The sequence below is a fragment of the Paucisalibacillus algeriensis genome (genome assembly GCF_000577245.1).
GTDB lineage: Bacteria > Bacillota > Bacilli > Bacillales > Amphibacillaceae > Ornithinibacillus.
Genome location: NZ_CBYO010000022.1, coordinates 290,443 through 314,414, shown reverse-complemented (window position 1 = coordinate 314,414; position 23,972 = coordinate 290,443). Strand labels below are relative to the sequence as shown.

Genomic DNA, 23,972 nt, shown 5'->3' with positions numbered 1-23,972 from the left:
ATCTTTTTATTTCGATACATTTCTACGGAAACGTACATAAGATATATTGTTCTCCTAAGGAAAATAAGGTATATTAGTTGATGAAGTTTGATGTCAGTTCTATAATAAGAATTGCGAATAATAACCGTTTTCAAACGGAGAAAGTTAACTTCTAATGGGGGTATAAGACGTGGCACAAAATGATGAATCTTCACAAAGATTCTGGGGAGAGTTTCATGGTCCTAATATAGGATATCTAGAAGAACAATATGAACTGTATAAAGAGGACCCTCAAGCAGTTGATCCATCTATTAAAGAATTGTTTGATCAACATGGAGCTCCTAGTTGGCTGAGTACTACAACCAATTCGGTACGAGAAAGTTCTGGAAGTACTTCTATTAATGATGTCAAGAAAATCACCTCAACAGTTAAATTGGTTGAGGCTATTCGTCGTTTCGGTCATTTAGAAGCAGATATTTATCCTGTGAGTATTTATGAAGAAAGAAAGTCTGAATTACTAAATCCTAGTAATTATGGGTTATCAGAAGCAGATTTAAAAGAAATTCCTGCATCTTGGGTATGGGAAAAGGCACCAGCTGGTGTTGATAATGCACTTGATGTTGTGCAAGAACTACGAAAATACTATACTGGCACGATTACATTTGAATATGACCATGTAGATAGTGATGAGGAGCGAGACTGGTTATCTAATTATATTGAGTCTGGAAAAGCTCGTTTGGATCTGTCTAATGATGAGAAAAAACAATTACTAGACCGCTTAGCAAATGTGGAAGGGTTTGAATCATTTCTTCAAAAAACATTTGTTGGACAAAAGCGTTTCTCTATTGAGGGACTTGAAGCCATGGTTCCTATGCTTGACCATATTGTTAAGTACGCAATAGAAGATAACGTTGAAAATATTATGATGGGTATGGCACACCGAGGAAGATTAAGTGTGTTAGCTCATGTATTAGGGAAACCAATGGATAAAATTTTCTCCGAATTCCACCATTCACCTAATAAGGAATTAATGCCTTCTGAAGGATCTAGAGGGATTACCTACGGTTGGACCGGGGACGTTAAATATCACTTTGGTGCTGTGAAAGATGTTAAAGATGGTAACGAAACGAAGATTAAAATTACACTAGCTCATAATCCATCTCACTTAGAATTCGTTAATCCAGTAGTGGAAGGGTTTGCAAGAGCAGCACAGGATGATCGTACAGAAAGTGGTTATCCAAAACAAGATGATTCAAAGGCTATTCCAGTACTAATTCATGGGGATGCTGCTTTTATCGGGGAAGGTGTTGTTGCTGAAACACTAAATCTCGCAAATCTACCTGGATATCGTACTGGTGGTACACTTCATATCATCGCGAACAACTTACTGGGGTATACAACAAACCAGGAAGATGGTCGTTCTACTCGTTATGCTAGTGACTTAGCAAAAGGGTTTGAGATTCCGGTCATGCATGTGAACGCTGATGATCCAGTCGCATGTGTATCAGCGATTAAACTTGCTTATGATTATCGTCAGAAATTTAATAAGGATATTTTAATAGACTTAGTTGGATATCGTCGCTATGGTCACAATGAAATGGATGAGCCAAGGGTTACACAACCTAAGCTTTATGGTTTGATTGATAAACATCCTACAGCTGCTAATGTGTTTGCTAATGAATTAGCAGAAAAAGGTATTGTTTCTAAAGAAGAATTTGACCAAATGGTAGCAAAGATTGAAGAAAACCTTAAGGCTATTATTGAAGGCATGGACGAAACAGAAATTGTTAAAGTCGAATGTAAAGATATGCCTGATGCTTTAAATACGGACTTAGAAAAGTATGAAACTGCTGTATCGCTTGAAGAACTAGAAGAAATTAATAATGGACTATTTAACCGTCCAGAAGGCTTTACAGAAAATAAAAAGCTAGCAAGAATTTTCAAACGTCGTAAAGAAGCATTAAAAGATGGTAACCTTGTTGACTGGGGTGCAGGGGAAGCACTAGCATATGCTTCCATTTTAAAAGACGGTATTCCAATCCGATTGACTGGTCAGGACTCTGAGCGTGGTACATTTGCTCACCGTCATGCAGTTTTAAATGATGCTGTCACAAATGAAAAGTATAGTATCTTCCACGGGTTAGGTGCTAATGCATCGTTTGATATACGAAATAGCCCACTTTCTGAAGTGGCTGTATTAGGATTCGAATATGGATATAGTGTTCAATCCCCTAATACACTAGTTCTTTGGGAAGCACAGTTTGGAGACTTTGCTAACGTAGCACAGACAGTTTTTGATCAATTCATCTCTTCTGCTCGTGCAAAATGGGGAGATAAATCCAACATGGTCCTATTACTCCCTCATGGTCATGAAGGAGCAGGACCAGAGCACTCAAGTGCGAGATTAGAAAGGTTCTTACAAATGGCTGCTGAGAATAACTGGATTGTTGCATATGTAACCTCATCTGCGCAATTGTTCCATTTGATTCGTCGTCAAGCAGCCTTACGTGGTAAAGAAGAAGCTCGCCCATTAGTGTTAATGACACCTAAGAGTAGCTTGCTACGAAATCAACGTATTGCTTCTGAAGCAAAAGAATTTACAGAAGGAAAATTTCAACTGCTACGTAACCAGCCAAACCTAAAAGTGAGCAAAAAGAATGCTAAACGCTTACTAATTGGAACAGGTAAAGTCATGATTGATATTGAAGAAGCACTTGATGGTACTGACGAGAAATTGGATTGGCTACGTGCTGTTCGTCTAGAGCAAATCTATCCATTTCCAACAAAAGAATTGGAGCGTGTTCTAAAAGAACTTTCAAATCTTGAAGAAATTGTTTGGGTACAAGAAGAGCCTAAGAATCAGGGAGCATGGGATTTTGTAGATGATTATTTACGTGATTTATTAAAACCGGGTCAAACTTTACGCTATATTGGACGTCCAGACCGCTCTGCACCAGCTGTTGGGGATCCAAATGTCCATAAAGCAGAACAAGAGACAATTATACAACAAGCAATAAACCCGACATTAGGAGGAGAATCCAAATGAGTGAAATTAAAGTGCCAGAACTAGCCGAGTCTATTACAGAAGGAACTATTGCAGAATGGTTAGTTAAAGTAGGGGACAAAGTTGAAAAAGGTGACCCAGTAGTAGAGCTAGAAACAGATAAAGTTAATGTTGAAGTTAACTCGGAAGTTTCTGGAGTCATTACAGAAATCGTGAAAGAAGAAGGCGAAGATGTTGTCGTTGGTGACGTTATCGCATTGGCAAGTGAAGAAGGTGGAGCTACTCCTGAACCTGCAAAAGAAGAAACACCAGCTGCCAAAGAAGAAGCTCCAAAAGAAGAAACAAAAGCTGCACCAGCACCAGCTGCTAAGCTAGAAGAAACATCTAACCGGGATGTAATTGCTTCACCTGCCGCTAGAAAGCGTGCTCGTGAACTAAATATTGACTTAAGTACTGTAGCAACTCGTGATCCACTAGGTCGTGTTCGCCCTGAAGATGTTGAGGTTGCTGCAAGTGCACCAAAACAACAAGCTGCTCCTGCTAAGAAAGAAGCACCTAAAGTACCTGCAGCAACTGAATTTAATAAGCCAGTTGACGTTGTGAATATGTCACGTCGTCGTCAAACAATTGCAAAACGCTTAGTTGAAGCACAACAAACTGCAGCAATGCTTACAACATTCAACGAAGTGGATTTAACAAATGTGATGAAGCTTCGTAGCGAGCGCAAAGATAAATTCTTAGATAAGCATGGAGTTAAACTTGGTTTCATGTCATTCTTTACAAAAGCAGTAGTAGGTGCTTTAAAAGACTTCCCACTACTAAATGCTGAAATCCAAGGTACTGATTTACTTGTTAAGAAGTTCTATGATATTGGTATTGCAGTATCCACAGATGATGGCTTAGTAGTTCCAGTTGTACGAGATGCTGACCGATTAGACTTTGCTGGAGTAGAACGCGAAATCGCTAACTTGGGTAAAAAAGCCCGTAATAAGGAATTAGGCTTGAACGATCTATCAGGTGGTACTTTCACGATTACAAATGGTGGAACATTTGGCTCAATGCTTTCTACACCAATCTTGAATGCACCTCAAGTTGGTATTCTAGGAATGCATAATATCATTAAACGTCCTATTGCTATGCCAGATGATTCTATTGAAGTGCGTCCAATGATGTATCTAGCGCTTTCTTATGACCACAGAATTGTTGATGGTAAAGAGGCGGTTCAATTCCTAGTACGTGTTAAACAACTGCTTGAAGATCCATATGATTTATTATTAGAAGGTTGATAATTACTTTTATATTCCCCGCTATGACATAGTTGTAGCGGGGTTTTTATGTATTTTTAGATAGTTTCTACTTATTGATTCTCATGAACTTTTCAGCTTGAATTTTATTCGAAAAGTGTATGACTTCCTCCTACATAGACATTTTTGCGTGGAATTAGTTATAAAAGTATATGATATATTTTTTTCCTATCATTCTCATGTAACCAGCAATATTCTCCTTTGTTTTGGGAACTACTAAAAAGGTATTACGAAACATATAGGAGGCTCTTCAATGGATATTCTTTTTGGTATACTTGCTATCTTAATTGTTTTAGGACTTGCATATATTCTTTCAAATAATCGAAAAATCATTAATTTTACAGGGATTGGAATTATGATTCTTGCCCAGCTCCTGATAACATGGTTTATGTTTGCCACAACAATTGGTCAAACTATTATTAATGGGATTTCTTCCGTATTCAATAAACTAATTGAGTTTGGAACAGCTGGTGTTGACTTTATACTTGGTGGTGTTTTGGAGGGAGAAGGTGGAATATTCTTCTTTGATGTACTTCTCTTAATTATCTTCTTTGCTACAATACTATCTGTTCTAACTTATTTAAAAATATTACCGTTTATTATTAAGTATATTGGTGGACTAATATCTAAGATCACTGGGCTACCAAGAGTGGAATCATTTAATGCAGTTAATAGTATTTTCTTTGGTCAATCGGAAGCCTTAATTGCCATTCGCTCTCAGTTCCACCATTTAACAGCAAATCGATTATATATCGTTAGTGCTTCAGCGATGGGGTCCGTATCAGCTTCAATCGTGGGGGCTTACATGCAAATGCTTCCTCCAAAGTATGTGTTAGTTGCACTGCCATTGAATATGTTTAGTGCTTTGATAATTGGTTCTGTTCTTGCGCCTGTACGGGTTCCAAAAGAAGAAGACAAAGTTGATATTACAGACGTTTCGGATGACAAAAGTATTTTTGAAGCAATGGGAAATGGTGCCTTAGAAGGTGGCAAAATTGCTTTAATAGTTGCAACCATGTTAGTAGCTTTTATTGCATCCTTGGAGCTAATTAATTGGATTATTCAGGCCTTATTTGCTGGTGTAACGCTACAACAAATTCTTGGATATATTTTATCCCCTATCGGTATTCTAATGGGAATTCCAACAAGTGAAGTCATTGGTGCTGGAGGAATAATGGGAACTAAAATCGTTACAAATGAATTTGTGGCTATGTTAGAATTTCAAGATATGTTAGGAAAAGTTTCCGAGAAAACAACCGGAATTGTAACTGTATTTTTGACATCCTTTGCGAATTTTTCTTCCATTGGTATTATAGCAGGTACCGTACAAGGAATTGACCACGAGAAAGGTGGAGAAGTTTCGAGGTTTGGTTTAAAACTATTACTTGGTGCGACACTTGCCTCTATCCTCTCGGCAACAATTGCTGGATTATTTATTTAAAAGCTTTAGCGCTTTAGTGTGGTGAGGGACTGTCCCTCATAAAAAACTCATCTGCAATTTTACATTGCGGATGAGTTTTGTTGTATTGATATACGATGTTTTTTCTGGATATGCAAGAGTCTTACTAATAAGAGTATTGCACCGAAGCTTAGCCCAGTAATTATTCCAACCCAATAACCAAATGGACCTAGGTTCGTGTAATTTGCAAGGATCCATCCGGTAGGTAGTCCGATGACCCAATAGGAGATTAGTGCAATTATTAAGGTCATATTCACATCCTTATATCCGCGAAGTGCTCCTTGAATCGGTGCACCAAAAGCGTCTGCCAACTGATAAACAATTGCATAGCCAATAAATTGAACGGTTAACGCCATTACATCTGGATCTGCATTATACAGGCTTGCAACGAAATCATTGAATACATAGAGAATGACACCGTTAAATAGGGCAATAAATATTCCACCAGCAATACCAATGTAGCCATAAATTTTTGCGTCAACCATTCGTTTCGCTCCAACTTCAAACCCAACCGTAATGGTTAAAGCCATACCGACACTCAATGGGATCATATATAATAATGATGAGAAGTTCATTGCTGCTTGGTGAGCTGCAATAGTATTTGTACTATATTCACTCATTAATAGCGTTACAGCTGAAAAAATACTGGTCTCAAAGAAAATGGCAAAACCAATTGGAATTCCTATCTTTAATTGTTCCAACCAATCCGTTAGCTTAGGTTTAACCCAAGTAGAAAACACTTGATAGCCACGAAATGGTTTCATACGAATTAAAATCGCTACCGCAAAAATACAAATCATCCAATAGGTAAGTGCTGTTGCAACCCCAGCTCCAATTCCTCCTAACGCAGGGAACCCAAATTTGCCAAAAATAAATATATAATTAAATAAGATATTTATCGGCAAAGCGATTAAAATGATGATCATTGAGATTCTTGTTTGGCCTATAGCATCCATAAAACAACGTAGGGTATTAAAAATAAATAAAGGAATAATACCTGCACCTAATGTAATAAGATAGTATTTGGCAATATGTCGTACTTCTACTTCCAAATCCATTGTATTTAGGATTGGATTTAATGCGAATAAGCCCATCAAAAGAATAACAACTGCCAATCCAATCGATAAATAGATGGCTTGTTGTACTTTTTTAGCAATGGATTTATTTTCCTTGGCACCTAACAAATGCGCAATAATCGGTGTAATGGCTAGTAGAATACCATTAATTCCAGTAAAAACAGGCACCCATAGACTTGACCCAATTGCAACACCTGCTAAGTCCTGTGCACCTGCTTGACCGGACATTACCGTATCGAAGAAGGTCATCAGGTTTAAGCTAACCTGTGTTACAAGAATGGGAAAGAATATCATGAAAAATAATCTAATTTTTTGTTTAATCGAAGTTGTTTGATACATATATTATGCTTCCTTTTTCTGACGATTTTTAATAGGATAGAGAGGTAACAGAATTACACATATAAAAGCTATTATACGTTGATGTTGTGTAATTGGAAAGAGGGGACGACAAAAGTAATGAGAAATAAACGAATACTATTCACTGGCGGTGGATCTGCAGGCCATGTTATTGTCAATCTGGCATTAATTCCTGTGTTCCAACGTGAGGGATGGGAAATTGATTATATTGGCTCGAAAAATGGAATTGAGCGTGACTTGATAGAACAGTTAGATCATGTAACCTATTATCCAATTTCTACTGGGAAATTACGACGTTATATGTCTATAGAAAACTTAAAAGATCCGTTTAAGGTAATAAAAGGAACACTACAAGCGTGGAGGATTATTGGGAAGAGGAAACCTTCTGTAATTTTCTCAAAAGGTGGCTTTGTTTCTGTTCCTGTTGTTCTTGCTTCTAAGATGCGTGGTGTTTCTGCGGTTATTCATGAATCGGATTATACTCCAGGTTTAGCTAATAAGTTAGCTATTCCATTTTCAAATAAGGTTTTAGCTACTTTTCCTGAGACAATGGAGTATTTACCGGATAATAAAGCCGAGTATGTTGGAGCAGTTATTCGGGAGGAGTTGTTCCAGGGTGATAAGGGAAAAGGTCTTGCCCTATGTGGATTCCAAAATCGTAAGCCTGTACTTCTAATTATGGGTGGAAGTGGTGGTTCGCAAAAAATCAATGAAACAGTCCGTGGTAGTCTTGATGAAATACTAAATCAATTTCAAGTAATCCATATTTGTGGTAGCGGAAAAATAGACAATACTATTCAAAGAGAGGGCTATATTCAATTTGAGTATGTAAATGACGAATTAAAGGATATTTTTGCGGCAACCGATTTTGTTTTATCCCGTGCAGGTTCCAATGCTATCTTTGAATTTCTGGCATTACATATCCCTATGTTACTGATTCCGCTCTCCATAGAGGCAAGTAGAGGAGATCAAATTATCAATGCCAAATCGTTCCGCGAAAAAAACTATGCTAGGGTTTTAGAAGAAGAGGAATTAACGAAGGAAAAGCTTGTGAAAGAACTTGATAAACTAGTACAGCAAGCACCAGTAATAATAGACAAAATGAGAATGTATCAAAGTGAAAAATCACGTGATCGAGTGGTTCAGATTATAAAAGAATCAACAAAATAACGGATGAGAAATGTTCTTGTTTCTTAATAGAAGCGAGAACATTTTTAGTTAACTCCTGATAAATATGTCATAGATAGGAAATAATAAAACAAGTCATGATACGATATTCAGGAGGAAAATCATGAAAACTAATATTAATTTAACATCTGGAGAGATTGCATCGCTTTGGACAAATTATATGAATGATAGTATGTCTAAACTAATTCTGAATTATATGTTGAAAGATATAAAAGATAATGACATACTCCCAATTATTCAACATGCACATCAAATTTCTACGGGCCATCTAAAAGATTTAACAAGTATTTTTGAAAAAGAAGAATTTGCCGTTCCAAATGGTTTTGGGGAAGAAGATGTTAACTTGGAAGCCCCTTGGTTATATACGGATACTTTTTGTTTAACTTATGTAAATCATATGGCTAGAGTTGGTATGGTTGCATATAGTGGTTTTCTTACGATGTGTACGAGACAGGATATACGTGATTATTATACACAAGCCTTAAAAGTGACAACCGAACTATACAATCGGACATTGGAAATACAGCTAGTAAAAGGAATTAATGCAAGACATCCTTATATAATAGTACCGAAAGAAACGGATTATATTGATAGTAAAAAATATTTAAGTGGTCTAAACCCTTTTCATGAAAAGCGGCCATTAAATGCAATGGAAATTTCTTATTTGTATATGAATATTATGACCAATTCATTAGGAATGAAACTTTGTTTATCTTATGCGCAAACTTCTCCAAATAAAGAAGTACAGGAGTATATGTTGAAGGGAAAGGAAATTGCAAAAAAACATATTAAAATTTTTGTTGATACATTAATGACGGAAGATATTGAAGCTCCAAGGCTTCCAGATATTTCGGTAAGTGATTCTACCACATGGACGTTTTCCGATAAAATGATGATGTTCCATATCTCCTTATTAATGCAGGCAGGAATAGGAAATTATGCAACTGCTGCAGCTGCTAGTCAACGTAGTGATTTAATGATTAACTATGAACGGTTATCCTTAGAAGTAGCTAAATACTCGAAAAGTGGAGCAGATATAATGATTCAAAATAATTGGCTTGAGCAACCACCTGGGACTAATAATCGGAATAAATTAGCTAGAGAAAAAGAAGAAAGCTGAAACAAGGTTCCAGTTTTCTTCTTCTTTTGTTAGTTTTTGTGGAAAGGCCACCAGTTAGCTTTTCCAAACAGTTTAACCATAACCGGAATGAATAAAGGTAACATGATGAATGCATATAGAAATAACCCGACTAATACGACTGTGGCAATTTGTAATATCGATAATACCCCAGATGGGAGCATAGCTCCAAAGGTACCACCTAGAATAACTGCTGCTGAGATTATTACCGTTCCCATTTTCTTCATCGCAGTAATCATTGCTTCCTTTATATTTTCATCGCGATATTCATTAAAGCGGTCCATTAGAAAAATACTATAGTCAATACCTAGTGCCGTTAGCATAACAAAGGCAAAGAATGGTACGGCCCATGTTAATCCATCATTGCCCATAATATTTACGAAAATGATTTCACTAAACGCCATTGAAGTAAAGTATGTTAATACCAATGAACCAATTAAATAAATTGGCATAATAATCGAACGAAGTAAAATGACCAAGATAATGAATATACCTGCAATCATATATAAGACTGTTCGTGAATAATCCTCATCCGAAACATTTTGCAGATCGTTATTTGTACTACTTATTCCACCCAAAATTGCCTCACTATTTTCAAAAATAGTATCTTGTTTTACCTCATCTACTTTTTCCTGAATGTAATCAACCATTTTTAATGCTTCTGTTGAATACGGGTTATATTCAAGGATAACCCCGGATTTGGCTATGGTATTATTGTCTGAAAGGTACATATTCTAAAGCTTCTTCTGGAATCATGATAATAGGATTATTTTAAGGAAAGAGGATGTCTCATGGGTATGTCACCCATAAGACATCCTCTTATCTATGAGTTGTCCCATGTCGTATTATTTTAACGTTTACATTAAAATTAACATCAATCTTTGGAAAAAGCTCGTCCCACTCCTCGTCCTTTAGCTTACCACCTTTGTTCTGGATTCGATATAAGACCCCATATCCAAAGGCATCAGTGTTTAGATCCTTTAATTTGGCTAAAATTTTTTCAAATTTATCCTTTATATTTTTTTCCACCTCGCGTTCGAGTTGTTGTATCGCTTTTTTATTATCAAATTGATAAGATACTGCAATCTCTTGTAAAGTTAAAGTTAATTCAACATTGGTATCAAATTTTAAACTATTTTTGTCGGTAAGTACGGTGTCACCGCTTCCTTTCTCGATTATAAAAAGTGTATTTATATTATCTTTTTTTTCTAGTTCCTTTTTATCCGTTAAATATTCGCCTAATGGCTCTAAGGGAAGTGTGACTTCGATGAACTCTCCGGTTACGGTTCCTTCAATAAATTTATACAGTAGTGCATCTTCTATAGATAGTTGGCCAACCAACTTATCACCTTTAAATAAAGCAAGACCGGTAATTGTAGGAATTCCTTCCCTTATCCCCATGATTGGAAGGACTGGTTCAAGTCCTGGATTATTAATGCCATTTGCAAATTTAGGTGCTTGTATCGCTGGAAAAAGTCGCTCCTCTACCCCAGGTTCAAGAAGACCATGTAAAAACTGACCCAAATTTGTATCGATAGTCTCTTCTTTAACCTTAAAAATATCTTTTGCTTTTGATTCACTAACTGCCAGTAACATGGTGCTTGGAACATTTGCATCACGAAGAAGGGTATCCAAGTATGGGGTTAATCCTGCTTCAGCAATTTCCCTTCCGTATATTTCCAAATCTATTTTTCCGATGACAATTTCTTGATTCGCTTTTTTATTGGCGTCCTTAACCGCACCCTTAACGGTTTTCCCAGTTCCTGATATTGTTTTGGTTGCACTACTAGAATCATTCTTAAATTGTAATATAGCCATGGTTAATTCAATGTTATCATCTTCTACTTTATCAACACCACGGCTTAAAATAACCCCAAGGTTTTCCAGTTGTTGTGAGTGAACGCAACTACTTAAACAGAGTAGTAAACACAGCCAAATAGATACGTAAAAAAACTTCATAACCTATCACTTCCCTTACGTTTCCTCCAGTTTTTCTTTACTAACACAATCGGGAGCAAAATAAATGGGTAAACATATGTAATCCAAAAACCATATCTTCCAACTAAATTTGTCATATTTGAAACTTCATAATCATATTGAAAGAAGTTAACAATGATAAGGATCAATATAGTAATAATCCATAAGGTGACTTTTTGGGGTACTTTGTATAATCGTTTTATACCAAAAGACATGGCCCATAATGATAATGCTAAATTAGGTAAGATAACCATTAACCAAACAACTACCACTATATAGTCGAGACGTTCTATGAACGTAAAGGACGCGCTTTTATACAGAATTAATAATGCCCAATCAATAGATCTTAATCCCTCCGCACTAAAGTAACCAATCGAAACAATGGTGGTAATTAGTAACATAAGGGTTGTATATGCAAGACCTAGAAATACAGGGAGTTTTGCTTTTTCTTTATTTTGGATAAATGGGTAAATCACCATTAATATTTCAACCCCAGTTAATGTATAGGAAGTAGCTCGTGCTCCTTTTAATAAATCGGGAAAAGAAGTTTGAAATATAGGCAATAAATTAAACCAATTCATTCTCAATATTGGGTCATAGAGTACTAATAATAACCAAAAGGTTGATAGAAATAACAAAAATGTTATTCCAACTACTACCCTAATTCCACCAAAAACGGTATAAAGTACGAGAATCATTATTAAAATCGTTATGACCAAGTTAGGTAGTGCGTGATATATAAATAGCTGTATGACCTCTATATAGGTTAAAAGAATCGAAAAAAAACTCATTCCAAAATGAATGATTAGTATAGTACCCAAAATTCTCCCTAACCACTTTCCAAAGATATCCACCTGGATTCCAAAATAGTCTGCGTTCTCATACTGTTTTAGTATGAAAAACATGCACATAGCCAAGAGGCATAAATATACAAAAGCAATTAGTATCGATAACCAGGAATCCCTTTCTGCTTCCATGAAGATATAACGAGGGGCACCGATAATTCCAACGCCAAGTTGTATGCCGGTAATAATAAAGAACAAGTAAAAGGCCTGAATTCGGTTACCTGGTTTAATTGAAAGATTAATCTCCATACTTCACCTACTCATCAATATCACGTATCTTGCTTGCGTCATCTTTTTGGTAACGTTTAAGCAGCTTTGGACGATATGATCTTGCACGTTTATTTGTAAGATTAAATGGTGTTCGAAAAAAAACTTTATTAAAATCTTTTAATTGTAAAGGGTACAATGGCACTAAATAAGGTCTGCCGAGTGATGTTAAACGGGTTACATGGATTATAAGAAAAGTTATTCCAAAAATGATACCAATTAACCCAAAAAATCCTGCCAGTATAATTAATGGAAAACGGATAAGTCGAATAGATGTACCGAATAAATAACTCGGTGTTACAAAGCTTGCTAGGGCACTCATAGCAACAAGGATAATAAGGATATTACTTGTTAGTCCTGCTTCTACTGCAGCTTGCCCAATTACAATACCACCAACTATACCCATTGTTTGTCCAACTTTTGTTGGTAACCGTGCTCCTGCCTCGCGTAATAATTCCAACATAAATTCTAATAATAATACTTCAAAAATTGGTGGGAATGGAACCGCTGCTCTAGATTGTCCGATTGTAATTAAGAGTTGGGTAGGTATAATGGCATATTGATAAGTAAGTGCTGCAACATATGTTGGTGCAATAATGATTGAAAAGAACATGGCCATAAAACGCAAGACTCTATAAAATGTTCCACCTTGCCATCGCATATATAAATCTTCGGTGGATTCCAAAAAACTAAACAAGGTAGCAGGTGCTGTAAATCCTGAAGGACTGTTCTCAACTAGAACACCCAGTTTTCCTTGTAAAATATTATAAGTAAACCGATCAGGGCGCTCAGTAATGTCAAGTTGCGGAAAAACATTAGTTTGTGAGTCCTCCAAGAATTGCTTTAAAACGATAGTATCTTCAATTTGATCAACATCCAATTCCTTTAGACGTTGCCTCATTGTTTGTACATCGTCTTCGTTGGCAATTGACTTCATATAAACAAGTCGGACATCCTTGGGTGAAACTTTTCCAATCTTATACTCTTCCATCACTAGATCGGTTGATTTTATTAGCCATCGAACAATGTTCATATTTTTTGATAATGATTCCGTAAAAGAGATCTTAGGGCCCAGTACAATAGATTCCGTTTCTGCCGTTTCTAGTGAACGACTTTCTTTCATTGGTAGTAAATAACCAAGGGCAGCTTTTTCCCCTTCAATATAAATAAATACTTTACCTAATATTATATCTTCTAGGATTACCTCAATACTGTCCGCTGTTGTTCCTGAATTTAGGGGAAGTTCATTTAATAGATGCTGATTAGATAATTTTTCATTGCTTTTTTCTAAATTTACTAACGGAGTCAATAAGGATTGCTGGAAACTTTGAATTTCAATTTGGTAATCAATAAAAAATACTGCAACTTTCTTTTCACATACCATGTATTTAGAAAACTTAAGATCTGGATTGTTTTCGAATTTATCCGATAAAAGTTGTTCCAGTGTATCTATTTTAATAGGGAAAATGGACGTTCCTTTAGATTCTTTATTTTTATTTGACTTTTTACCCCACATAAGAACCTCCAAGTATGTAAATAACTAGTAGCCCTTAGTGTATGGAGAATAGTTAAAAATATGTGTTTTAGGGGATAAATGGAAAAAGAGTAATAAAAAAGAGGGGATTACTCCCCTCTTGTAATAACATCTACTTTACCTGTTCCAGGATCAATTACCATTCCATGCACCTTTACATAAGGTGGTAATAGTGGATGATTACGAATAACATTTACACTTTGAATAACGGATTCTTCTACTGTTTCAAAGCCATGAAATTCATCATCAAAGTCAATACCACCATGTTGCAGTGTTTGAATGGTCTCTCTCGGGATTCCTTTTTCAATCATTGTTTCGGTTAACGCTTTAGTATCTACTTTGGACATTCCACAATCATAATGCCCGATCACGGTTACTTCTTCAGCTTTTAGTGAGTAAATAGCAACCAAGATACTTTTCATAATACTATCAAAGGGTTTACGAATAATAGCTCCAGCGTTTTTAACCATCTTAACATCGCCATTTTGAATGTTTAAAGCCCTGTGTAATAATTCAACCAAACGTGATTCCATACAAGTAAAAATTACCATTTTTTTGTTAGGAATACTGTTAGTTGCGTATTTTTCGTATTCTTTTCCTTCAACAAACTTTTTATTATAGTCTAGCATATCATCAAGATGCATATTTTCCACTCCTTTAAACATTAGTTACCCCATATAAAACTATAGCAGTTATCGAATAATATATAAAATAAAATAGTATTCTAGGAGGGGAAGCGTTGAGTAAGCATGAGCAAATTTGTAAATTATGTAAAAAAACAAAATCTTACAGTGCATTTTACATGTGTAATAATTGTTTACTTGAACTTGAGCGAGTAAGTGCTTATATAAAAAAACATCCATATGCACCGTTAGAAGAAATAGCACAGGGAACAAGCTTAACACAAGACTGTGTGGAGCGGATCATCGAGTTCTTCCGACTATCCAATACCACCTTGAAACAATGAAATGTTAGAAAACTATTTATTTTTAATAAATGTATTGACTTCTTAAATTTACCAATTTATAATTATGAGGTATTAAAAAAACGTAAAGGAGGGCATGAAAATGGAAAACGTAATTGTAAAAGGATTTGAATACAACTTTATATTTCATGTGACCTCTGATAAGCGGAGAAGTGTGTTCTAGTTAGGTACATAAGTCTTATTGTTTATTAAAGGTCACCATGTGCTGTGGCCTTTTTGTAATATATGGGGGATTTATAATTATTTTTTGGTTCCTTGATTTTACATGCATGCGTCATTGGCGCATGCATTTTTTGTGTTTTGGATTGACTTATAATTGAGTCCGTGTCTTACCAAAACTGATTTCTTCAAAATAAAAGGCTGTTTTCGAAATGTTTGTTGCTTTTAATTTAACGGTTGATAGAAACTGTTTCCGAAGCGGGTATGATGCTCAATCGAAGATTATAGGATTACCGCACTGTTTCTATCAGTTATGTAAAAAACAACATTCTATTAGAAAATAGCAAAAAAAAAACAACCAAAGAGATAGAGAAGGTGATTCGTATGTTTTCGGTTTTTAAAAAGTTAGATTGGTTTTTTAAGCATTATTGGAAGCGGTATACGTTTGCAATTATGACACTGATTCTGGCTAGTGCAATTGGTTTAATACCGCCAAGACTTCTTGGATATGCAATTGATCATATCCAGTTCGAGACATTAACTTCCCAAATATTAACGATTATTATTGTTGGTTATCTGGTATTAATCATTGTTCATTATAGTATTTCCTTTATTTGGGATTACACACTTTTCAGTGGAGCAGTAATTTTAGAAAGATGGACTCGTTCCAAGTTAATTAATCATTTTCTTAGGATGACACCAACATTTTATGGAAAATACAAAACTGGGGACTTAATGGCAAGAAGTACGAATGATTTAAAGGCTATTGCACAAACAGCTGGTTTTGGTGTATTAACCTTAGTGGACTCAACAACTTTCATGTTTATGTTAATAGCGGTAATGGGTTTTACAATTAGTTGGAAGTTAACCCTTGCGGCATTAATTCCACTTCCAATTATGGCTATTATTATGAATAAATATGGTGCTGCTATTCATTCTCGGTTTACAGAGGCACAAGCAGCATTTGGAAATATGAATAATGATGTTTTGGAATCGATTCGGGGCGTGCGGGTTATTCGTGCGTTTGTTCAAGAAAAGCAAGATAAAGAACGTTTCGAAGTTATGACAGAAGATGTGTATCAAAAGAATATAGCCGTTGCAAAAATTGATGCGATGTTTGAACCAACCATGAAAATACTAGTTGGCCTATCGTACACAATTGGTCTAGGGTATGGAACTATATTAGTCTTTCAAAATGTTATTTCGTTAGGAGATCTTGTTTCATTTAATGTTTACTTAGGAATGTTAATTTGGCCAATGTTTGCTGTAGGGGAATTGATTAACGTATTGCAACGTGGTAACGCGTCCCTAGATCGAGTAAATGAAACAATTGGATATGAAGCAGATGTAAAAGAACCGGAGAACCCTATTTCGGTTTCTAGCGTATTCTCAATTGCATTTGAAGATGTATCTTTCTCCTATCCTGGTACTAAGATTAATCAACTGGAGAAGATCAATCTTGCTATTTCTAAGGGCCAGACTATTGGGGTTGTTGGTAAAACTGGCTCTGGTAAAACAACCCTATTCAAGCTGATGCTCCGCCAATACCCTGGTGTATCCGGAAAAATTAAGATTTCTGATATTGATATAGAAAGAATGGAGCTAGATTCTATTCGTTCCTGGATCGGTTATGTACCACAAGACCAGGTCATGTTTTCTAAAAGTGTAAGGGAAAATATTCAATTTGGAAAAAGCGATGCAACGGATGATGAGATTTATCGTGTCATGGAACTTGCCCATTTCTTAGAGGATATTAAACAATTACCGAAGGGGCTAGATACAAAAGTAGGGGAAAGTGGTGTAACCCTATCTGGAGGACAGAAACAACGTGTTGCATTGGCAAGGGCTTTTATTAAGGACCCGGAAATCTTGATTTTAGATGATTCTTTATCTGCAGTAGACGGGAAAACAGAATCAAAAATTATTGAGCATTTACGAGAAGAAAGAAAAAATAAAACAACATTTATTGCTGCTCACCGTTTGTCTGCCGTAACCCATGCTGACCATATCATTGTGCTAGAAGATGGAAAAATCGTCGAAGAAGGCACACATGAAGAACTGATGAAAAATGGTGCATGGTACAAAGAACAGTATGAACAACAGCAGCTAGAGGATGATGAGGAGGCGATCTCCTAATGAAAAAGAAGACGACAGAAAAAAGATTATTTCAATATGCCTTACAGTTTAAGAAAAAAATTATTATCGGTATTATCTTTCTCATGATTGCGACAGCCTTAGAATTAGCAGGACCTTTAATAGCGAAAACGATTATTGATGAGCATGTTGTAGGTGTAGAAGGTACATGGTATGAGTTACGTGATCATGATGATCGTAATACGGTCGAATTTAGTGAAAGTTATTATAAACGAGCAGACCGTGTGGAAGAAAGTGATGAGGTTTTAAGTACAAATACGTTGCTACAAATTGGTAGAGATTACTACCTTGTAGAAGGAGAAGTACCATTACTTGGGGAACGGAAGGCTGAGGATAATACGGTTTATGTAAGATCTGGGGCCGAAGAAACGACTTACTCTGGTCAAAAAATCTCTATTAATGACATCTATAGCTTTTTCCAACCAGAGCAACGACCAATTTTATTATTGTTAGGATTATATGTGGGGTTATTATTAATCGCTGGTATTTTCCAGTTTTATAAAACATTTCTTCTACAACAAGCATCTAATCAAATTGTTAAAAAGATGCGGAATGATATTTTTGAACATACCCAAAGAATTCCGATTAACTACTATGTTAATCAGCCTGCAGGTAAAATTGTTGCTCGTGTTACGAACGACACCGAGGCAATTCGTGATCTTTACGAACGAGTACTAAGTATCATTATCACAAGTGCCATTTACATGGCGGGTATTTTTGTAGCCTTATTCATTTTAAATGCGAAGCTTGCTATATGGTTCTTGCTCTTAGTTCCTTTAATTATAGTTTGGATGAAGCTATATAAATATTATGGGACCAAATACAATAAAGTAATTCGCTCTACGATTAGTGAGATAAACGGTAAAATCAACGAAGCGATTCAAGGAATGACGATTATTCAAGCATTCCGTAGAGAAAAGCAAACAAAGGATGAATTTGAAGAATTAAATACAAGGCATTTTAAGTTTCAACGGAAGCTTTTAAAGCTCAGTGCCTTAACACAATATAATCTTGTTACGGTATTTCGTAATATCGCTTTTGTAGCTTTTATATGGTATTTTGGTTCTGCTTCTTTAAATTTGGAGAGTATCATTTCAATTGGTATGTTATATGCCATTGTAGATTTACTAACAAGATTATTTGAACCAGTGAGTGACATCGTAAACCAGTTACCACTATTAGAGCAAGCAAGAGTTGCCGGGGGACGTGTTTTCGAATTATTGGATTTAGATGGGGAAGAAGTTAACCAAAAGGAAATAGAACGTTATCAAGGTAATATAAAGTTTGATCGTGTTTCTTTTGCCTATGAGGAAGATGATTATGTTCTAAAAGACTTATCCTTATCGATTAATGCGGGTGAAACGGTAGCCTTTGTTGGTCATACAGGATCGGGAAAAAGCTCGATTATGAACCTATTATTCCGCTTCTATGATCCTCAAAAAGGTAAAATTACAATCGATGGTCATGACACTAGCAACTGGTCGAGACAACAAGTAAGAAGTCATATGGGAATTGTATTACAGGATCCATTTCTATTTTCAGGAACTATCCTGTCTAATGTTACGATGAATGATCCAAAGATTTCACGAGAAAGAGCCATAGAAGCATTAAGAACGGTTGGTGCTGATCGGTTTATTGAGAAATTACCGAAGAAATATGATGAACGGGTTACAGAGGGAGGTAGTACCTATTCATTAGGGGAGAGACAACTCATTTCCTTTGCTCGTGCCTTAGCATTTGATCCAGCTATCCTAATTTTAGATGAGGCAACGGCAAATATTGACACGGAGACAGAGATGGTCATTCAACATGCATTAGATGTATTAAAACAAGGTAGAACTACATTAGTAATTGCTCACAGACTTTCTACCATTCAACAAGCTAATACCATTTTTGTACTAGAACATGGTAATATTATAGAAGAAGGGAACCATGAAGCATTAATTGCAGAAAAAGGTACTTATTATCAAATGTACAAAATGCAACAAGGAATTTCCCAAAAAGCTATCTAGTCTAGTACAATGTGGGGTGTGAGCTAGTGGAAAAAAATGAAAAGCAAAAACCTGACATTATTGATGAAGATTTATATGAAGAATTCGATGATGAAGAGCTTTATGAGATTGTAGAACAGGCAAGAAAAGATGCACTCATAAAAGCTACTATAGAATATAGCAATAAGAAGCCGAAGCGTCCATTTCCAAAATGGGTGTTTTGGCTTATTGCTATTGCCATGATGTTAAACGTAATAGCAATATTGCCAACAACTTTTTCCATTCCAGCTATTGATTTTTTAATTACCTCAGCTAAATTATCTACTAATGAAGAAATTCAAACCTATAAAGAGGCAGTTGTTGTCATTGAGACTGGCGAAAGTAAAGGTACTGGGTTTGCCATATCTAGTGACGGTTATATTTTAACGAACTATCATGTTATTGATGAAGGCAACAGTCTAATCGTAGCTTACCCTGAGGAAGGACTCTTTAGTGCCGAAATAATAGAAGAGTACCCCGATGTTGATTTAGCCTTAATAAAAGCTGATAGTACGGTAGAATTACCTTACCTCAACTTAGCTGAACAAACAATATTTGATGAAAATGAACAAATATCGTTTATCGGAAACCCCCTTGCATTTAACGGGATTGTTAACCAAGGAACAATCATCGGTTATACACAATTAAATAATTGGGACGAGCTTGTACTTATGATTGATGCACCGGTATATAGAGGGAATAGTGGAAGCCCTATTATTAATCAAGAAGGTGAGGTTATCGGAGTAATTTTCGCCACCTTAAACCATGACACCTATGGAAAAGTCGGCCTCTTCATCCCAATCGATTATTTCTATGATAATAAAACGAAATAGTACTTTCTAAAAGGGAAAACCTACCGATAGTATAGGAGAGGGTTAAATAGTTTTCATGATAATAATTTTTAAGGGGATTACATTAGCGGGAATAACTAAATAATAACTATATATCTACTCTGATTTGCTGGGATACAAGTACTCCTTGAATAAGAATTGAGCTTTTTCTGCCTGGGGTGTTTCGCTTCCTTAGCGTTCCTTGTGACTGGGACTGCGGTTACCCGATCCACCAAAATCATTTGTCCTGTGCTTGGGAGTAAAAGTGAAGAGTATTCTGACAAAGGGTTACGCCTGAGAGTATGTTTTTGTACGTAGTTACCTATTTTTAAACAAAATGTAATCCACTCGTGACACTCCCTGTAATACTTGTACGTTAATATAGTCATATTCATGAAAATGGAAAATTTTAAAGTAATGGTGGGTTTATCATGACCTGTTTATATATAAATCACGATAATTTGATAAAATTAATATTCGACACACCCAAAAAAAATGTAACACAATCGAAATATATGAGTGATAGGGGTGGTCTTCTTTGAGTCGTGAACTTTTAAAAGACATCCCTTTAGACGAATTAATAATGAATGCCCAAAAGGGTGATGAGACTGCTCAAAACTTCCTATTAAAAAACTACCAACCATTTATAGCAAAATGTGTATCAGAAGTCTGCAAGCGATATATAGACCCGGAGCGAGATGATGAATTTAGTATTGGATTATCCGCGTTTAATGAAGCAATTCGCTTGTTTTCAAAAGACCGTGGAAGTTCCTTTTTAACATTTGCTAATTTGGTAATCAAACGTAAAGTAATCGACTATATTCGATCACAGAATAAGTATCCAACAGCTATTTCACTTGATGAATCCTACGATGTAGAAAAAATGGAGAATCCAACAGAAATAGAGGCAGTAAAGGATATCTACCAGCAGGAACAAGAAGCCTGGTACCGTAGACAGGAAATCCTTGAATTTAAAGATAAGTTAGCTACTTATAAATTGACATTATTTGAGCTTTCCGAAGTCGCACCTAAACACCGGGATGCTCGTGATAGTGCTGTGAAAATTGCCAGAGTGCTTCGAGAGGATCCGAAACTTCGTGATTTTGTGGAGCAAAAGAAAAAACTCCCAATGAAGGAATTAGCGAAAAAAGTAAATGTCAGTAAAAAAACATTGGAACGTAATCGGAAATTCATTTTGGCAATATTTATTGTTCTAGGTGAAGATTATGTATTTCTTAATGATTATTTGAAAGGGGTGGGCCAGTGAAAAAAGGAATTGTAATGGAGCAACATCGGAGATTTACTATTGTGATGACCAGGGATGGTTTAATTGAAAAAGCTCATCCAATCGAAGATGCTGATATTGGTGTTGAAGTGGATTATGAGCCACTCTTTCAAAATCAATGGCGTTTAAATTTAAAAGAGAAGTTTTTCACGATGCGTGTTGCCGCTTTAGCCTGCATATTCCTGATCGCATTACTACCTTTCTATATGGTAATAAATAGTAGCGAGACATATGCATATGTGGATATTGATATTAATCCTAGTATGGAGCTTGAAATTGATAATGATTTAGAAGTAACAGACATTATTCCTTTTAATGATGATGCCGAATTGATACTTGATCAAATAGGTGAGTTAGTGGGCAAGAATATTGAGGAGGCAATAGAAATCATTATCAACACAAGTGAAGAAAAGGGGTTAACGAATACTGCCAAAAATGTATTAATTGGGGTCCACTATCTGAAAGATGAGGGAAAGGATCCAATTATAAAGACTATTGAAGACCATTTTGAAAACAAAACAACGGATTGGGAAGTTGTTACAGTCGTAATTCCTGATGAAGTAAGAGATGCAGCAGAAAAAAATAATAAATCGATGAATGAAACATTGGCAAATACTGTTACAGAACAATCGAATCAAGTAGAAGCAACTATTACAGAAAAAGATAAAGAAGTATTGCAATCATTTTTTAATAAAGATAAAACAGAAGTGGAAATAACAACAGATGATTCCAGGGAAAAAAGTATGCCAACCATTAAAACTGAAAAAAAGGATGTCGAAAAAGGAAAACCCTTTAAAGACGAAATACATCCAAGCGAATTAAATTCTAAGAATGGCGATTTAAATACAAATGAAAATAAAAATGGTCAACAGAATGGCAAAGCGAAGGGTCATCATAAAGATAAACATCAAGAAAAATCCAACAATGGCAATAATAACAATAAGGGTAAATCTAACAATGGTAATGGAAATAGTAAAGATATAGATAAGGCTAAACATAAGGAAAACCATCATAAAGATAAGCAAAAAGGTAATGGAAAAGGTAATAATGGAAATGGGAATAATGGGACGAATAAGAATGGTAAAGGACATGAAAATAGAGGTAATAACGGCAATGGAAATAACAAAGATGATGGCTATTCTTACAGCTTTCCTTTATATAAGTAACGATTTTATAAGGGCTTAACTCAATTGAGTTAAGCCCTTTTCATCATACTTCCATTATAGCTGATGGAGTGTATTTCATTGCATGGTCGATATAATAAAGAAGATCTTCATGAGATTCAACAATCTTTTTATCGTCTAAAGAATAATGGTAAGCGTGCAGGAAATTCTGTATTCTCTTGGATAATAAGTCATCCTTTGTGCGGACCATTAGTACGAGTAAGTCATCCCATTGTCCCCATAATGTGTAATACAAAGCCTTGTCGTAGTCTGGTATATCCATCTGAATTCCCCTCCTTAAATACTTACAAGGGTAGTTATAGCATCCCCGTATTATATATATATTTTCCTTTAAGAAAATTGGTGTTCTTTCCAATTTAAGGCGAGCCTTAATTAGGATAAACAGTTCTAACTGAACCATACTAAAAAACAAAAGGGAGGGATTAATTCAATGAAAAAACAATTAGTGGGTATTGCTGCAGCGGCTTTGATTGTTGTCTCTGGATGTGGAGCTGAAAATGAAGAAGGTCAACAAGAAGGAACTACAAATCAAAATATTGAACCAGTAAGATATCAAAATCATCCTGATGGCCTTAATCATAACCGAAACTACACACTTCAACGTGATTTGGAAGAACCAGAAAGAACAGATATAAATACACAAAATATAAATAATACGAATAATAGAACAAATAATGGGGAATCAGATCAGAATGCAGATCAATTTGATGTTGCGAATGAAGCTGCTGATCTTATTGAGAAAAAGATTGATGTAATTGATAATGTGTATGTGATAACTACTGACAATAATGCCTATGTTGCTGCAGAGTTAGATACAGATAATGGTGAACGGAACAACAATAATGGCGATAAACTGACTGATGAAGTTAAAGAACAGATAGCTTCTATTGTTAAATCTGTTGACCATGATATCGATAATGTTTATGTTTCAACCAATCCAGATTTTATGGATTTAGCGAATAATTATTCAAATGATATCGATAATGGTGAACCAGTGGAAGGTTTCTTTGAAGAATTTGGAAATATGATTGAGCGTATCTTTCCACAAAATAAATAATTAGCCATTTTATATTTCGACAGGTGCCTGGCACCTGTCGATTTTTTTGTTTTGATCATTGGAACTTCCTAAGGAAAATTGGACTATTTATAAAATATTCAACTTATGTTAGTCTATTACATATAATCCTTATTAAACATAGTGATTTACTATGAATTTG

Annotated in this window: 18 protein-coding genes and 1 pseudogene; 12 read left to right on the top strand and 7 right to left on the bottom strand. The window is 35.5% G+C overall.

All coding sequences use genetic code 11. From position 1 onward, the window contains the following. Positions 1–169 precede the first annotated feature (169 nt). From TY11_RS17635 to TY11_RS17625, 3 genes are all read left to right on the top strand, one after another. On the top strand, positions 170–3,025 hold the full coding sequence (locus TY11_RS17635; RefSeq protein WP_042149322.1) for a 2-oxoglutarate dehydrogenase E1 component: 2,856 nt from the start codon (positions 170–172) through the stop codon (positions 3,023–3,025). Continuing rightward, positions 3,022–4,269 carry a 2-oxoglutarate dehydrogenase complex dihydrolipoyllysine-residue succinyltransferase gene (gene odhB / locus TY11_RS17630; protein ID WP_042149319.1) on the top strand — a complete coding sequence of 416 codons (1,248 nt, stop codon included), beginning with the start codon at positions 3,022–3,024 and terminating at the stop codon, positions 4,267–4,269. Before TY11_RS17635 ends, odhB begins: the two co-directional genes overlap by 4 nt. A 271-nt stretch (positions 4,270–4,540) precedes the next feature. Beyond that, positions 4,541–5,728 carry a NupC/NupG family nucleoside CNT transporter gene (locus TY11_RS17625; protein WP_042149316.1) on the top strand — a complete coding sequence of 396 codons (1,188 nt, stop codon included), beginning with the start codon at positions 4,541–4,543 and terminating at the stop codon, positions 5,726–5,728. 59 nt (positions 5,729–5,787) lie between these two features. Here TY11_RS17625 and TY11_RS17620 read toward each other — a convergent pair whose 3' ends face one another. Beyond that, positions 5,788–7,161 (bottom strand): MATE family efflux transporter, encoded by a 1,374-nt coding sequence (locus TY11_RS17620; RefSeq protein ID WP_042149313.1) that lies wholly within the window; start codon positions 7,159–7,161, stop codon positions 5,788–5,790. 117 nt (positions 7,162–7,278) lie between these two features. On the opposite strand from TY11_RS17620, the gene murG reads away from it, so the two are divergent. Together murG and TY11_RS17610 are read left to right on the top strand one after the other, a co-directional pair. Next, positions 7,279–8,349 (top strand): undecaprenyldiphospho-muramoylpentapeptide beta-N-acetylglucosaminyltransferase, encoded by a 1,071-nt coding sequence (gene murG, locus TY11_RS17615; RefSeq protein WP_042149310.1) that lies wholly within the window; start codon positions 7,279–7,281, stop codon positions 8,347–8,349. 118 nt (positions 8,350–8,467) lie between these two features. Continuing rightward, entirely contained in the window at positions 8,468–9,487 is a 1,020-nt protein-coding gene (locus TY11_RS17610; protein ID WP_369797429.1) for a DUF3231 family protein, read from the top strand. A 29-nt stretch (positions 9,488–9,516) separates the two neighbouring features. Here TY11_RS17610 and TY11_RS17605 read toward each other — a convergent pair. From TY11_RS17605 to TY11_RS17585, 5 genes and pseudogenes are all read right to left on the bottom strand, one after another. Continuing rightward, a pseudogene (locus TY11_RS17605) lies at positions 9,517–10,233 on the bottom strand (MMPL family transporter); the annotation flags it as partial. 91 nt (positions 10,234–10,324) lie between these two features. Then, positions 10,325–11,464 (bottom strand): Ger(x)C family spore germination protein, encoded by a 1,140-nt coding sequence (locus TY11_RS17600; RefSeq protein ID WP_042149302.1) that lies wholly within the window; start codon positions 11,462–11,464, stop codon positions 10,325–10,327. Beyond that, a complete protein-coding gene (locus TY11_RS17595) occupies positions 11,461–12,576 on the bottom strand; it encodes a GerAB/ArcD/ProY family transporter (RefSeq protein ID WP_042149300.1) in 1,116 nt (371 codons plus the stop codon). The genes TY11_RS17600 and TY11_RS17595 overlap by 4 nt, the downstream gene beginning before the upstream one ends. Before the next feature lie 7 nt (positions 12,577–12,583). Continuing rightward, complete coding sequence (locus TY11_RS17590) at positions 12,584–14,110, bottom strand: spore germination protein (protein ID WP_042149298.1); 1,527 nt, start codon at positions 14,108–14,110, stop codon at positions 12,584–12,586. Positions 14,111–14,217: 107 nt separating this feature from the next. Next, complete coding sequence (locus TY11_RS17585; protein WP_042149296.1) at positions 14,218–14,772, bottom strand: beta-class carbonic anhydrase; 555 nt, start codon at positions 14,770–14,772, stop codon at positions 14,218–14,220. A 95-nt stretch (positions 14,773–14,867) separates the two neighbouring features. Between TY11_RS17585 and TY11_RS17580 the strand changes: the two genes are divergently transcribed. The 6 genes from TY11_RS17580 (at position 14,868) to TY11_RS17555 (ending at position 22,737) form a co-directional block, all read left to right on the top strand. Next, entirely contained in the window at positions 14,868–15,095 is a 228-nt protein-coding gene (locus TY11_RS17580) for a hypothetical protein (protein ID WP_042149294.1), read from the top strand. A 561-nt stretch (positions 15,096–15,656) separates the two neighbouring features. After that, complete coding sequence (locus TY11_RS17575; protein WP_042149291.1) at positions 15,657–17,408, top strand: ABC transporter ATP-binding protein; 1,752 nt, start codon at positions 15,657–15,659, stop codon at positions 17,406–17,408. Beyond that, complete coding sequence (locus tag TY11_RS17570; RefSeq protein ID WP_042149288.1) at positions 17,408–19,438, top strand: ABC transporter ATP-binding protein; 2,031 nt, start codon at positions 17,408–17,410, stop codon at positions 19,436–19,438. The genes TY11_RS17575 and TY11_RS17570 overlap by 1 nt, the downstream gene beginning before the upstream one ends. A gap of 26 nt (positions 19,439–19,464) precedes the next feature. Beyond that, positions 19,465–20,289, top strand: a complete 825-nt coding sequence (locus TY11_RS17565; protein ID WP_042149285.1) for a S1C family serine protease — start codon at positions 19,465–19,467, stop codon at positions 20,287–20,289. 535 nt (positions 20,290–20,824) lie between these two features. Next, positions 20,825–21,553: an RNA polymerase sigma-I factor gene (gene sigI, locus TY11_RS17560; RefSeq protein WP_231495875.1), complete on the top strand. Its 729-nt coding sequence runs from the start codon at positions 20,825–20,827 to the stop codon at positions 21,551–21,553. Continuing rightward, positions 21,550–22,737, top strand: coding sequence for an anti-sigma-I factor RsgI family protein (locus TY11_RS17555; protein ID WP_042149282.1), 1,188 nt, complete (start codon positions 21,550–21,552; stop codon positions 22,735–22,737). Before sigI ends, TY11_RS17555 begins: the two co-directional genes overlap by 4 nt. 43 nt (positions 22,738–22,780) lie before the next feature. Here the strand turns inward: TY11_RS17555 and TY11_RS17550 are convergent, their stop codons facing one another. Then, complete coding sequence (locus tag TY11_RS17550) at positions 22,781–23,017, bottom strand: YhdB family protein (RefSeq protein WP_042149280.1); 237 nt, start codon at positions 23,015–23,017, stop codon at positions 22,781–22,783. 168 nt (positions 23,018–23,185) lie between these two features. Between TY11_RS17550 and TY11_RS17545 the strand changes: the two genes are divergently transcribed. Then, the gene (locus TY11_RS17545; RefSeq protein WP_042149277.1) at positions 23,186–23,812 is read left to right on the top strand and encodes a YhcN/YlaJ family sporulation lipoprotein; all 627 of its coding nucleotides are present in this window, start codon (positions 23,186–23,188) and stop codon (positions 23,810–23,812) included. The last annotated feature ends 160 nt before the right edge of the window (positions 23,813–23,972 follow it).

Bases quoted from the DNA above. Each gene is read 5' to 3' on its own strand.
- odhB (WP_042149319.1), top strand. From the start codon at position 3,022: ATGAGTGAAATTAAAGTGCCAGAACTAGCCGAGTCTATTACAGAAGGA.
- TY11_RS17625 (WP_042149316.1), top strand. From the start codon at position 4,541: ATGGATATTCTTTTTGGTATACTTGCTATCTTAATTGTTTTAGGACTT.
- TY11_RS17620 (WP_042149313.1), bottom strand. From the start codon at position 7,161: ATGTATCAAACAACTTCGATTAAACAAAAAATTAGATTATTTTTCATG.
- murG (WP_042149310.1), top strand. From the start codon at position 7,279: ATGAGAAATAAACGAATACTATTCACTGGCGGTGGATCTGCAGGCCAT.
- TY11_RS17600 (WP_042149302.1), bottom strand. From the start codon at position 11,464: ATGAAGTTTTTTTACGTATCTATTTGGCTGTGTTTACTACTCTGTTTA.
- TY11_RS17595 (WP_042149300.1), bottom strand. From the start codon at position 12,576: ATGGAGATTAATCTTTCAATTAAACCAGGTAACCGAATTCAGGCCTTT.
- TY11_RS17590 (WP_042149298.1), bottom strand. From the start codon at position 14,110: ATGTGGGGTAAAAAGTCAAATAAAAATAAAGAATCTAAAGGAACGTCC.
- TY11_RS17585 (WP_042149296.1), bottom strand. From the start codon at position 14,772: ATGCATCTTGATGATATGCTAGACTATAATAAAAAGTTTGTTGAAGGA.
- TY11_RS17575 (WP_042149291.1), top strand. From the start codon at position 15,657: ATGTTTTCGGTTTTTAAAAAGTTAGATTGGTTTTTTAAGCATTATTGG.
- TY11_RS17570 (WP_042149288.1), top strand. From the start codon at position 17,408: ATGAAAAAGAAGACGACAGAAAAAAGATTATTTCAATATGCCTTACAG.
- TY11_RS17550 (WP_042149280.1), bottom strand. From the start codon at position 23,017: ATGGATATACCAGACTACGACAAGGCTTTGTATTACACATTATGGGGA.
- TY11_RS17545 (WP_042149277.1), top strand. From the start codon at position 23,186: ATGAAAAAACAATTAGTGGGTATTGCTGCAGCGGCTTTGATTGTTGTC.